14 protein-coding genes are annotated in these 11,990 nt (G+C 70.9%); 3 read left to right on the top strand and 11 right to left on the bottom strand.

The window, feature by feature from the left end; all coding sequences use genetic code 11:
• The first annotated feature begins 159 nt into the window (after positions 1-159).
• Positions 160-2,196 (top strand): Stk1 family PASTA domain-containing Ser/Thr kinase, encoded by a 2,037-nt coding sequence (gene pknB / locus ACMATS_RS19530; protein WP_414168590.1) that lies wholly within the window; start codon positions 160-162, stop codon positions 2,194-2,196.
• A gap of 67 nt (positions 2,197-2,263) precedes the next feature.
• On the opposite strand, the gene ACMATS_RS19525 is transcribed toward pknB, so the two are convergent.
• From ACMATS_RS19525 to ACMATS_RS19500, 6 genes are all read right to left on the bottom strand, one after another.
• Positions 2,264-2,905, bottom strand: coding sequence for a class E sortase (locus ACMATS_RS19525; protein WP_414170749.1), 642 nt, complete (start codon positions 2,903-2,905; stop codon positions 2,264-2,266).
• 92 nt (positions 2,906-2,997) lie between these two features.
• Positions 2,998-3,960 carry a class E sortase gene (locus ACMATS_RS19520; RefSeq protein ID WP_414168589.1) on the bottom strand — a complete coding sequence of 321 codons (963 nt, stop codon included), beginning with the start codon at positions 3,958-3,960 and terminating at the stop codon, positions 2,998-3,000.
• Positions 3,891-4,529 (bottom strand): aminodeoxychorismate/anthranilate synthase component II, encoded by a 639-nt coding sequence (locus ACMATS_RS19515; RefSeq protein ID WP_390777297.1) that lies wholly within the window; start codon positions 4,527-4,529, stop codon positions 3,891-3,893. The genes ACMATS_RS19520 and ACMATS_RS19515 overlap by 70 nt, the downstream gene beginning before the upstream one ends.
• Positions 4,526-4,735: a hypothetical protein gene (locus tag ACMATS_RS19510; RefSeq protein ID WP_390777296.1), complete on the bottom strand. Its 210-nt coding sequence runs from the start codon at positions 4,733-4,735 to the stop codon at positions 4,526-4,528. Before ACMATS_RS19510 ends, ACMATS_RS19515 begins: the two co-directional genes overlap by 4 nt.
• 114 nt (positions 4,736-4,849) lie before the next feature.
• Positions 4,850-5,659 (bottom strand): class E sortase, encoded by an 810-nt coding sequence (locus tag ACMATS_RS19505; protein WP_414168588.1) that lies wholly within the window; start codon positions 5,657-5,659, stop codon positions 4,850-4,852.
• Between the two features lie 19 nt (positions 5,660-5,678).
• A complete protein-coding gene (locus ACMATS_RS19500) occupies positions 5,679-6,449 on the bottom strand; it encodes a DUF881 domain-containing protein (RefSeq protein WP_414168587.1) in 771 nt (256 codons plus the stop codon).
• Between the two features lie 145 nt (positions 6,450-6,594).
• Between ACMATS_RS19500 and crgA the strand changes: the two genes are divergently transcribed.
• Positions 6,595-6,849, top strand: coding sequence for a cell division protein CrgA (crgA, locus tag ACMATS_RS19495; RefSeq protein ID WP_336410278.1), 255 nt, complete (start codon positions 6,595-6,597; stop codon positions 6,847-6,849).
• A 303-nt stretch (positions 6,850-7,152) separates the two neighbouring features.
• Here the strand turns inward: crgA and ACMATS_RS19490 are convergent, their stop codons facing one another.
• Together ACMATS_RS19490 and ACMATS_RS19485 are read right to left on the bottom strand one after the other, a co-directional pair.
• Positions 7,153-8,016 (bottom strand): rhomboid family intramembrane serine protease, encoded by an 864-nt coding sequence (locus tag ACMATS_RS19490; protein ID WP_390777293.1) that lies wholly within the window; start codon positions 8,014-8,016, stop codon positions 7,153-7,155.
• A gap of 82 nt (positions 8,017-8,098) precedes the next feature.
• Positions 8,099-8,626, bottom strand: coding sequence for a peptidylprolyl isomerase (locus ACMATS_RS19485; RefSeq protein WP_390777292.1), 528 nt, complete (start codon positions 8,624-8,626; stop codon positions 8,099-8,101).
• Positions 8,627-8,887: 261 nt separating this feature from the next.
• On the opposite strand from ACMATS_RS19485, the gene ACMATS_RS19480 reads away from it, so the two are divergent.
• Positions 8,888-9,607, top strand: a complete 720-nt coding sequence (locus ACMATS_RS19480) for a DUF5324 family protein (RefSeq protein ID WP_391150376.1) — start codon at positions 8,888-8,890, stop codon at positions 9,605-9,607.
• A 104-nt stretch (positions 9,608-9,711) separates the two neighbouring features.
• Here ACMATS_RS19480 and ACMATS_RS19475 read toward each other — a convergent pair whose 3' ends face one another.
• The 3 genes from ACMATS_RS19475 to ACMATS_RS19465 form a co-directional block, all read right to left on the bottom strand.
• A complete protein-coding gene (locus ACMATS_RS19475) occupies positions 9,712-10,125 on the bottom strand; it encodes a PaaI family thioesterase (protein WP_390777290.1) in 414 nt (137 codons plus the stop codon).
• A 32-nt stretch (positions 10,126-10,157) separates the two neighbouring features.
• Positions 10,158-10,601 carry a PaaI family thioesterase gene (locus ACMATS_RS19470; protein WP_390777289.1) on the bottom strand — a complete coding sequence of 148 codons (444 nt, stop codon included), beginning with the start codon at positions 10,599-10,601 and terminating at the stop codon, positions 10,158-10,160.
• Between the two features lie 71 nt (positions 10,602-10,672).
• Positions 10,673-11,929: an MFS transporter gene (locus tag ACMATS_RS19465; protein WP_414168586.1), complete on the bottom strand. Its 1,257-nt coding sequence runs from the start codon at positions 11,927-11,929 to the stop codon at positions 10,673-10,675.
• Positions 11,930-11,990: the final 61 nt, after the last annotated feature.

Below are 11,990 nucleotides of genomic sequence, written 5' to 3'. Positions count from 1 at the left end.
CCGCACGCCTGGACGGCGCCCGGGCCGCAGGTCGGTACCGGTCGTGTATCGGGTGACGGTGGCGGCCGGAAGGGGCTCGGTGCGCCGGGTACGGTATGCCCGGACAGCACACCGCCGGACCCACACCGGTGCGGTCAGGAAAACGGAAGGGCTGGAGCTATGGAAGAGCCGCGTCGCCTCGGCGGCCGGTACGAGCTGGGCTCGGTGCTCGGCCGTGGTGGCATGGCCGAGGTGTACCTCGCCCACGACACCCGGCTCGGCCGCACCGTCGCCGTGAAGACGCTGCGCGCCGACCTGGCCCGCGATCCGTCCTTCCAGGCCCGGTTCCGCCGTGAGGCGCAGTCGGCCGCCTCGCTCAACCACCCGTCGATCGTCGCCGTCTACGACACCGGCGAGGACTACGTGGACGGGGTCTCGATCCCGTACATCGTCATGGAGTACGTGGACGGGTCCACGCTCCGCGAGCTGCTGCACTCCGGGCGCAAGCTGCTGCCCGAGCGCTCGATGGAGATGACCATCGGCGTGCTGCAGGCGCTGGAGTACTCGCACCGCGCCGGCATCGTCCACCGGGACATCAAGCCCGCCAACGTCATGCTGACCCGCAACGGCCAGGTCAAGGTCATGGACTTCGGCATCGCCCGTGCGATGGGCGACGCCGGCATGACCATGACCCAGACCGCGGCCGTCATCGGCACCGCCCAGTACCTCTCGCCCGAGCAGGCCAAGGGCGAGCAGGTCGACGCGCGGTCCGACCTCTACTCGACGGGCTGCCTGCTCTACGAACTGCTCACGGTCCGGCCGCCGTTCGTCGGCGACTCCCCCGTGGCCGTCGCCTACCAGCACGTGCGGGAGGAGCCGAACCCGCCGAGCACCTACGACCCCGAGATCGCGCCCGAGGTCGACGCCATCGTCCTCAAGGCGCTGGTCAAGGACCCGGACTACCGCTACCAGTCCGCCGACGAGATGCGGGCCGACATCGAGGCGTGCCTGGAGGGCCAGCCCGTGGCGGCCACGGCCTCCCTCGGCGCGCTGGGCGTCGGCGCGGGCGGCTACGGCGACGAGCAGCCGACCACCATGCTGCGCCCGCAGGACCACGGCGCCGGTCAGACGTCCATGCTGCCGCCCGTGAGCGACCACGGCGGGGGCTACGGCGGCTACGACGACGGCTCCGGCCGCGGCGGGCGCCGGGGCGGCGGCAAGAAGAGCAACCTGTCGACGATCCTGCTGGTCGCCGCGGGCATCCTGGTGCTCGTCGGCGCCATCTTCATCGGCAAGTCGCTCTTCGGCGGCGGCGCGAACAACGGCCAGGTCAATGTGCCGACCCTGGTCGGCCAGACGCTGGACGACGCCAAGAAGATGGGCGACAACGGCGACTTCAAGGTCGTCCAGAGCGACACGAAGTTCTGCGACCAGCCCAAGGACAAGATCTGCGAGCAGAACCCGCAGGCCGGCACCAAGGTGGACAAGGGCAGCGAGGTCAAGGTCGTGGTGTCCAAGGGCGCGGAGAAGATCTCCGTCCCGGACGTGCTGAGCGCGAGCTTCGACGAGGCCAAGTCCACGCTGGAGGACAAGGGCTTCACGGTCAAGCAGAAGCAGCAGGAGTCCGACCGCACGCCGGGCACCGTCCTCGCCCAGGACCCGAAGGCCGGCACCAAGGTGGACAAGGGCGCGGAGATCACGCTGACGGTCGCCTCGCAGGCGACGTCCAAGACCGTGCCGTCCGTGGTGGGCTCGCAGTTCGACGCGGCCAAGAAGCAGCTCACCGACCTCGGTTTCACGGTGAACCGCGAGGACGAGGACTCGACCCAGCCCGCCGGCACGGTCGACCGTCAGAGCCCCGACGGCAACACCTCGGCGAAGCCGGGCTCCACGGTCACGCTCTTCGTCTCGAAGGGCGCGGCCCAGAAGACCGCGGTGCCCAACGTCGTCGGCCAGAAGCTCAAGGACGCCAAGAAGCAGCTGACGGACGCGGGCCTCGCGGTCGGCAGCATCTCCGGCCCGCAGGACGACAACGCCGTCGTCGTCCTCGCCCAGCCGGGCGTCGGCACCCCGGCCGACAAGAACACGCCCGTCAACCTCACCACGGCGGGCACCGGCAACCCCGGCGGTGACAACTCCACGGGCCAGCCCGGGAACCAGAACGGCGGCCAGGACGGCGGCTTCTTCGGCGGCCTGATCGGCGGCCGGAAGCACTGACGCAACACAGGAGCCCCGGTGCCCCGTTCAGAAACGGGGCACCGGGGCTCTGTGCTGCCCGCTGCGGCTAGCGCAGCTCCCCGGGCAGGGTGCGCTTGGCGTCGACCTTCTCCGTGCGCTCCAGCTGCGCCCAGACGACGTAGCGGTAGTCCGAGGTGTAGACCGGAGTGCAGGTCGTCAGGGTCAGGTAGCGGCCCGGCTTCGTCTTCCCGGACTGCTTGGGGACGAAGTCCAGGACGTTCGTGTTGAACCGCGAGGTCTGCGTCAGCTCCGCGAAGACCTTGTAGACGTACCAGGTGTCGCGCGTCTCGAAGACGACCGCGTCGCCGTTCCTGATCTTGTCGATGTTGTGGAACTTCGCGCCGTGCCCGTCCCGGTGCGCGGCGAGGGTGAAGTTGCCCTCCTTGTCCCACGGCATCCCGGACTTCACCGGGTCCTCGTAGTAGCCGGCGACGCCCTCGTTGAGGACGTCGGTGCCGGTGCCCTGCTTGACCAGCACCTCGCCGTTGCGCATGGCCGGGACGTGCAGGAAGCCGATGCCGTCCTTGGTGTCGAGCGCACCCGGTCCGGCGGGCTGGCGGGCCCAGTGGTCGCGCACCTGGCTGCCCTGGCGCTTGGCCTCGCGGTCGGCGAGCACGTTCGTCCACCAGAGGGAGTAGACGACGAAGAGCGCCATGATCACACCCGCGGTGATCAGCAGCTCCCCCATGACGCTGACGACGGCGGCGATGCGCCCTCGTATCCGGGTCCCTGCCACCGCGTTCGTACCCCGCTTCGCTGATCCTGCGTGTCCCGCTCGACTCACTCGACGAGCGCGTCCGGCTTGCCCTTGCTCCGGGGCCGCTCGTCGACCATCTTGCCCCACACGATCAGCCGGTACGTACTGGTGAACTCGGGGGTGCAGGTGGTCAGCGTGATGTAGCGGCCGGGCCGGGTGAAGCCGGATCCGGCCGGAACGGGGTCGATGACCCGCACGTTCGCCGGGGACGTCTGGTCCAGGCGGCTCGTCATCTCATACGTGTAGAACGTGCTCCGGGTCTCCACAACGATCTTGTCGCCGGGCTTCAGCCGGTTGACGTAACGGAACGGCTCGCCATGGGTGTTGCGGTGCCCTGCCAGCGCGAAGTTGCCCTGCCGGTCCCACGGCATGGCCGTCTTCAGCGAGCCCTCGGCGTAGTGCCCGACCATGCCCTTGTCGAGGATCTTGTGCTTGTCGATGCCCTGGGCGATGGGGGCCTTCACGTCCAGCGCGGGGATGTAGACGATCGCGAAGCCCTCGCCCGGCGAGAAGGCCCCGGCGTCCCGGTCCGCGCCGCCGCCCTTGTCCCAGGTGTGCTGGAGGGACGTGGCGGCACCGCCGGCCTGGTGGTGGGCGATGACGTTCGTCCACCACAGCTGGTAGGCGACGAACAGCAGCATCACCACGCCGAGGGTGATGAACACTTCGCCCAGCAGGCGGCTCAGGAACACGCCCGCGCTCTCCCGGCGCTTCCGCGCGGCGCCGCGTTTCGCGGCCTTGCGCCGCTCGGCGCGCCCGCCGGGCGGCTGCACCGGTTCGACCCGGCGCAGCCGCATCGTGGCGTTGTCCTCCGGCGGCAGCGGAGGGAAGGCGGCAGCACGCGCCTCGGGGTCGTAGGTGCCGTAGTGGGTCCGCGTCGGCGCCGGCCAGGCGTCCTGCTCAGGCCGGAGCGTGGTCACGCCCCGGCCTTGCCCACCACCGGAGCGAGCCCGGCGGACCGCTCCACCGCTCCCGTGTCGCCGCACTCGGCCAGCCAGTTGGCGAGCATCCGGTGGCCCCACTCGGTGAGCACCGACTCGGGGTGGAACTGCACGCCCTCGACCGGCAGATCGCGGTGGCGCAGGCCCATCACGATGCCCGTGTCCGTCCAGGCGGTGATCTCCAGCTCGTCCGGCCAGCCGTCCCGCTCGACCGCGAGGGAGTGGTAGCGGGTGGCCGTGAACGGCGAGGGCAGGCCCTGGAAGACGCCGACGCCTTCGTGGGTCACCAGGGAGGTCTTGCCGTGCAGCAGCTCGGGGGCGCGGTCGACGACTCCGCCGTAGGCGGCGGCCATCGACTGCATGCCCAGGCACACGCCGAAGACCGGGACGTTCGTCGCGGCGCAGTGGCGGACCATGTCGATGCAGACACCGGCCTGTTCGGGCCCGCCGGGCCCGGGCGAGAGCAGGACGCCGTCGAACCCGTCCTGCGCGTGCGCCGGCTCGACCTCGTCGTTGCGGCGCACCTCGCACTCGGCACCGAGCTGGTAGAGGTACTGGACGATGTTGAAGACGAAGCTGTCGTAGTTGTCCACGACGAGGATGCGCGCGCTCACAGTGCCACCGCCATTCCGCCGCCGGGCACTGCCGCACCGGCCGGCATACCGTTGTCGACCGTCACGTCGTTGAACGGCAGCAGCGGTTCCGCCCAGGGGAAGACGTACTGGAAGAGGACGTAGACGATCGCCAGCGCGAGCACGAGTGAGATCAGCGCCTTCACCCATGCGTTGCCCGGCAGATGACGCCAGATCCACGCGTACATGCTGTCCCTACTTGCCGATGACGGAGATGACGGGGTCGTTCGACTGCATTACTGCTTCGACTGGATTACTGCATTGCAGCACCACCCTAAAGGGCCGCACCCCGGCCGCGGGGGTCAGCCGGGCAAAGCCTTCGGCTTGCCCTCCTCCACCGGCCGGGTCTCCTCCAAGTGCCCCCACACGATCAGCCGGTGGCTGTGGCCCCACTCCGGTTCGCAGGTCGTGAGCGTCAGATAGCGGCCGGGCCCGCGGTAGCCGGAGTGGGCGGGGACGGGGTCGACGACGCCGGTGTCGTCGGGGAGCGTCGTGTACGGCCGGGTGTCGAGGCGGTAGGTGTACCAGGCGGCCCCGTCGGTGAGCACCACGGCGTCGCCGGGCCGCAGCCCGGGGAAGTCCTTGAACGGGTCGCCGTACGTGCGGCGGTGCCCGGCGACCGCGAAGTTGCCGGTGGCGCCCGGCGCGGCGGTGCGGTCGTAGTGGCCGAGGCCCTTCTTCAGCAGCTCGGTCCCGGTGCCCTCGAGGACGGGCTTGGCCCAGCCGGAACCGAAGCGGGGGATGTACATCACGGCGAAGGGGGCGCCGTCCCGGTGCGCCTGCGGCGCGGACTGCCCCTCCTGCGCCCCCGGTTGCCCCGCTGCACCCCGGCGCGGCTGTGCGGACGGCCCGTCGTCCTGCTGTGTTTCCGCTGTACCCGCCGTACCAGCCGTCTCCGCCGTCCCTGCCGTCCCCGCCGGGGGCGAGGGGGCCGCGGGCCGGGCGGCGGACCCCGCGGACCACTGCTCCCGCAGGCGGCCGATCTCGCCGTCCATGGCGCGGTCGGCCCGGACACCGGTCCAGTACAGGACGTAGACGACGAAGAGGACGATCAATGTGCCGATGGTCAGGCACAGTTCGCTGAGCGTACGGACGACGAGTCGCAACCTCACCGGCCGGCCCCCTCCCGGGTCACCCCACGGGCTTGGCGTAGTGGAGATCCACTGTGCCCGAGTACCCCGGAAGAGTCACGGCATCGCGCTGCTCGACCTTCCAGCCGAGGCCGTAGGCGACGACGTACTGGAGGTAGTTCTGGATCGCAGGAGAGGCGTCCAGGGACTTCTTGAGCGCTCCCCGGTCACCGACAGCGGTGATCTTGTACGGCGGGGAGTAGACGCGGCCCTGGAGGATGAGGGTGTTGCCGACGCAGCGGACGGCGCTCGTGGAGATCAGCCGCTGGTCCATGACCTCGATGCCCTTGGCCCCGCCCTGCCACAGGGCGTTGACGACGGCCTGGAGGTCCTGCTGATGGATGACCAGGTCGTTGGGCTGGGGCGCCGGGACGCCTGGGATCTTCGCGGTGGCGTTCGGCGGGGCGTCGGTGAGGGTGACGGTCAGGGCCTGGCCGGACAGCGGCCGGGTGCCCGCAGCCTGCTCCAGGGCGGTGAGCTTCTTATCCTGCTCGGCGCTGTTGCCGTTGTCGCGCCGCGCGAGGGCGTCCACTTCGGCGCGGGCGGCGGCCGCGCTCTCCTCGAGCGCGCCGTTGTTCCGGCTGCGCTCCTGGATGAGGTCCGACAGCCGCAGCATCGAGGAGTCGGTGCGCAGATTGGTGCCCTTGGCCGTGTTGAAACTCGTCCAGAAGATCAGTCCGGCGAGGGCGAAGACGGCGGCGGTCAGCAGGCGCACCGGGCGGAAACGGAACCGCCGGGCAGGCGTACCGGTGGAGTCGGCAGAATTGCTCAACGTACCCTTATCCTCTCCGACGCCGCGGAAGCACTACGCTAACGGACGCCCGGGGGCGGCAGTCGCTTCCCCGGCCCGCCGTCCCGGACGGACCCAGCCCGAAGCCCCAGCGCGGTCACGCAGCGCATCGACAGGAGAGTTCCTCGTGCCGAAGTCACGGATCCGCAAGAAAGACGACTTCACGCCGCCGCCCGTGAAGCAGCAGGCCATCAAGCTGAACGCAGGGCGCCGCTGGGTGGCACCGCTGATGCTGGCGATGTTCCTCATCGGCCTGGCCTGGATCGTCGTCTTCTATGTGACGGGCGGCGACATGCCCGTGCAGGCGCTGCACAACTGGAACATCGTGGTCGGCTTCGGTTTCATCGCCGCGGGGTTCGTCGTCTCCACCCAGTGGAAGTAACGCTCTCCGTCAAGCTTTCCCCCAAGCCTTCCCGTGAGTTATCCACACCCTCGTCCACAGTGGGGAAAACTCAGAAGATCTGTGGATAACTTCCCTGGCGTTGACGCCGGTGTGACCGGGTACGAGCTCTGTGTATCCATGGACGCACCGGCGCCTTCCAGCAGAAATGCAGCTCAGAAGGGCCGGGAAGACGGGGAACAGATGTTCCCCACAGGGTGCGCAAGATCCGGCACCCGTTGTGGACAACCTGTGCAGCCACCGGTGTGGGTGACGGGTCCCTGACGGCCCCCCGACGGCCCCCGGTCAGGTCAGCTGGAGCGTCCGCACGGCCACCACCACGGCGATGGCCGCCAGCGCCCCGGCGCAGGTGAGCTGCTGGACGAGCACTCGCTTCCCGCGGGGCGCGTGCACCATCCCGTACGCCACCGCCGTGCCCACCACGAGGCCGCCGACATGGGCCTGCCAGGCGATGTTGGCCCAGGTGAACGTGAAGATCAGGTTGAGCACGAGCAGCGCGATCACCGGGCGCATGTCGTAATTGAGCCGGCGCAGCAGCACCGCCGTGGCGCCCAGCAGGCCGAAGATGGCACCGGACGCGCCGAGCGACGGCTGGCGCGGGTCGGCCAGGAGATAGGTCAGCGCGCTGCCGCCGAGCCCGGACAGCAGGTAGAGCGCCGTGTAGCGCAGCCGGCCCAGCGCCGCCTCCAGCGGCGGGCCGAGCCACCAGAGCGAGAGCATGTTGAAGGCGATGTGCGGCACCGTCTGGTGCAGGAACATCGCCGTCAGCAGCCGGTACCACTCGCCCTCGGCGACGCCCTCCAGCGGTCCGTAGCCCGAGGTCGTGGCCCGGCCGAAGAGTTCCAGGGCGTCGACCAGCCGGTCGCCCGTGGCCATGACCGCGATCCACACGGCCACGTTGATCCCCAGCAGGACCTTGGTCACCAGGCGCGGGTCCGAACCGTGCACGGTGGCCCCCGCTATGGTGCGCGCCGCGGACGCCCGCGGGTCGTGGCCCGTGCCGGACCCGCTGCTCACGCACTCCGGGCACTGGAAGCCGACCGAGGCGCTGACCATGCACTCAGGGCAGATCGGCCGCTCGCACCGGGTGCAGCGGATGCCCGTCTCCCGGTCCGGGTGCCGGTAGCAGCAGACGGCCTGATCGTTCATGGTCTCCCCTTGGCAGGGCCCCTTGGCGGACAACACGGCCCCGCCCGTCATACGGACGGGCGGGGCTCCGGGTTCCCGTGGGTCAGCGGGTCTCGATCACCACGGACTCGATGCGAACGTCGTTCACCGGGCGGTCGGTGCGCGGGTTCGTCTGGGCCTCGGCAATGGCGTCCACGACCTTCTTCGACGCGTCGTTGCTGACCTCGCCGAAGATGGTGTGCTTGCCGGTCAGCCACGTGGTCGGGGCCACGGTGATGAAGAACTGCGAACCATTGGTGCCCGGACCGGCGTTGGCCATGGCCAGCAGGTACGGCTTGGTGAAGGCGAGGTCCGGGTGGCACTCGTCGCCGAACTTGTAACCGGGACCGCCGGTGCCGTTGCCCAGCGGGTCACCGCCCTGGATCATGAAGCCGCTGATGACACGGTGGAAGATCGTGCCGTCGTACAGCTTGTCCGTGGTCTTGGCACCCGTCTCCGGGTTGACCCACTCGCGCTCGCCCTTCGCGAGCTCGACGAAGTTCTTGACCGTCTTCGGGGCGTGGTCCGGGAGAAGCCGGATCTCGATGTCGCCCTGGTTGGTCTTCAGGGTGGCGTAGAGCTGCTCAGCCACGATCTACCTTCCATAGTGTTCACTGACGGCTACCGATCCTCGCACGGACGGGTCCGCGGCAGTAGCCACCAAAGCCCCGCGCGCGGCGGCGAACCATGGCATTGTCGACCGAAGCCCCCCTTTACCGCGCCCTCCCGGGGGGAGCCCGGGAACGCCCGGCACCCGGATGCCCGCTCGCACATGCCGGACCGCCCACAGCCAGGCATGATTTTCCACTGGGTGGAAAGGCGACAGACCAACGCCACCGAGGAGGAGGTACTCGTGACCCGCAAGGACAGCGTGCGCGCCGCGACCAGCACCGCCAAGGACAGCGTGCGCCACGCCGCGGAAGTGGTGGCGCCCTATGCAGGCACGGCGCGGGACGCGGCCGTGCACTACGCGCACGAGACCCGGACGCGGCTCGCGCCCAAGGTCACCGAGGCCGCGCACCAGGCACGTGCGCAGTACGACACGCACCTCCATCCCCGCATCGAGCACGCCCGCGGCGCCCTGCCCCCGAAGGTGGACGCCGCCGCCGTGCGCGCCGCGGAGCAGACCCGCAGGGCCGCCCGGCAGGCCGCCGACTACGCGGGCCCCAAGGTCGCGCAGGCCCGCGCCGCCGCCGAGCCCGTCCGGGAGGAGGCGGTCTCCCGCAGCGCCGCCGCCCTCGCCGCACTGCGCGGACAGGTGACGGCCGAGGAGATCGACAAGCTCGTGCAGCGGAAGAACCGCCGCTGCCGCACCGGCCGGGCGGTCAAGCGCCTCGCCCTGCTGGGTCTGCTCGCGGGCGGCGCCGTCGCCGCCTGGAAGTGGTGGGACAAGCAGGCCAACCCGGACTGGCTCGTCGAGCCCCCGGAGCCCACCGAGGTCGCCGACCGCGCCCCGCTCTCCTCCGTCGACGGCAGCGGCCCGGACCGCTCCGCCCTCGACCCGGAGGTCCAGGCCAAGCAGGACCGCGCCGACACGGAGGCCTCGCCCGACGGCGACAACGACCGGCCCTGACGCCGATTCCCGTACGCACAGGGGTGCCCCGGCCGGCTGGGGGGAGCCGACCGGGGCGGATCAGGGGGCGACCGGCTGCCGGCTTCCCGCCCGGGCGTCCCCGGTCATCGGCGCAGCGGGACGTTCTGCAACCACAGCTGGCCACGGGCGAGCAGGGCCGACGTGGCGGCCGACGAGATCGTCACCGCCCACAACTGCTGTTCCTCGTCCTGGAACACCGGCCGGGCCTCGACCTCGGCCCGGCCGGCGGCCTCGCGGACGAAGGAGTCCGTGGCGTTGCCGGTACCCACGGCGAACCGGCCGAGATGCGCGACCGCCCGGGAGGCACCGACGCTGGCCGCCCGCTCGACGATGGTGCAGTACACGCCGTTGTGCACGGCGTTCCACGCGTCGTGGTGCTGCGCCCCGAGTTCGAGGTGGCCGGTGACCCGGTCGGCGGCGACGGAGTCGAACACCAGCCCGAGCTCCGCGACGAACCGGCTGGCGGACTCCAGTTGCAGGTTGGGAAACGTTGCCATCGTGCTGCCTTCCAGGTGTCGGGGAACCGGGCTCAGTGGGAGAACCGGTCCCGCTCGAGGTTGCGGAGACGGACCTGGCCACGGGCGAGCAGGCGCTGTTCCTGGTCGGCCACGGTGACCATCCAGAGCTGCTGGCTGCGGCCCTGGTGGATCGGCTCGGCGACGACACTGGCCTGGCATTCCACGCTGGAGCGCAGGAAGTCGGTGGAGTTGTGCACGCCCACCGCGTACTGACCGCGTTCGGCCACCGCCGCGGAGGCGCCGACCGAGGCCGCGGTTTCCACCGCGGTCGCGTAGATGCCGCCGTGCACGATGCCCCACGGCGTGTGGTGGTCCGCTCCGAGATCCAGGTGCCCGAGCACCCGGGTCCCGCTGACCTCGTCGATGACCAGGCCGGCGGCGGCGACGAACCGGCCGGCCGCCTCGATGCTGAGATCGGGCATCTCGGCGGCCTGCGTGGTGACGTTGGCGGGCATGGATTCTCCTGTTCGGTCTGTGGAGGGTTGATGAGAACGGCCGCGTGGTGGGTCGGGGCCTGTGCCGGGCCCTAGGGCCTGTCCGGGGCCGGGGTGCCGGTGCGCGCCGGCCGCAGCGCGGCGAGGCCGGCCGACGCGAGGAGCAGTGAGCCTCCGCCGATGACGAAGGACAGCCGGGGCATCACGTGGTAAAGCGGCAGCAGGGCGATCGGGACCACTGCCGCGCCGCCGAAGCGGAAGGCGGAGACCGCGGAGAGCGCGCCGCCCCGGTTGCTGGGCACCTCGCGAACCGTGAGGTTCTGCAGGCACACGTTGAGCATCGAGTAGGCGACGCCCGCACCCGTCCAGCACAGCACCAGCGCCGGCAGGCTCTGCGTCGATCCGGTCAGCGCGACCAGCACCGCCCCCAGCGCGGCGGCGATCCCGCCGCAGCGGCGCGCGCCGAAGCGGTCACCGACCGAACCCCAGGCCGCGCCCAGCAGCAGCCCGGTCAGGCCGAAGCCCAGCAGCGCGACTCCGGTGACGTCGGGGCGGACGCCGAGGTGTTCCTCGGCGTGCAGGGAGACGAGGAACGGCAGCCCGGCCGCGCCGAAGTAGCTGACGAAGGCGGCCACCGACAGCAGCCCCATCCGCGCGTTCACCAAGGGCCGCAGGCGCGGAGCCTGCGCGCCCGGCCGGGCGCCGCCGGGCGGGGGTGCCAGCGCGAGCAGCCCGGCCGCGACGGCGACGCCGACGAACGCCCAGCGCCAGTTCGCCGCCGCTGCCACCCCGCCGAGCAGCGGCGAGATCGACTGGCCGGCGGCCTGGCAACTGGCCAACAGCCCCACGGAACGGCTCAACTTGTGCGGCGGGACCATGTCGGCCAGCCCGGACAGCAGCATCGGCGAGATGAACGCGTTGGCGGTGCCCATCACCGCCCGCACCACCAGCAGCATCGTGATGTCCGGTGCGACGGCGCCGGCCAGCGAGGCGATCAGATAGACCAGATAGGCACCCAGAACGGTACGCCGGCGGCCCCACCGCTCGCCCGCCGTCCCGGACACCAGCTGCACCAGGGCGAACGGCACGAAGTAGGCGGTCACCGACAGCGCGGTGGCGCTCGTCGAGGCGTGGAGCGAGCCCGCGATCTGCGGCAGCATCGGCGCCACCACGCCGCCGCCCAACGGGCCCAGTGCAGCGCCTGCATACACCGCGAAGACGCGTAACTTCCTTGCCAGCCCGCTGTTTCCGGCCTGTGCAGGCGCGAACGACTCGGTCGGCGCCGGTGGATCGACCGGTCGTCCCAGCGCATTCCCCCCGGCGCCGCGCGGCGTCTGGTCGTCAGTCATCACGGATCCCTCTCCCGGGTAGAGCGGCCGATCGATGGCCCGTGAATCGACCCTAGGTTCT

Origin of the sequence: Streptoverticillium reticulum (genome assembly GCF_047456005.1) — a bacterium.
GTDB lineage: Bacteria > Actinomycetota > Actinomycetes > Streptomycetales > Streptomycetaceae > Streptomyces > Streptomyces reticulum.
The sequence above is the reverse complement of the archived record's forward strand: the minus strand, read 5'-3'. Positions and strand labels throughout refer to the sequence as shown.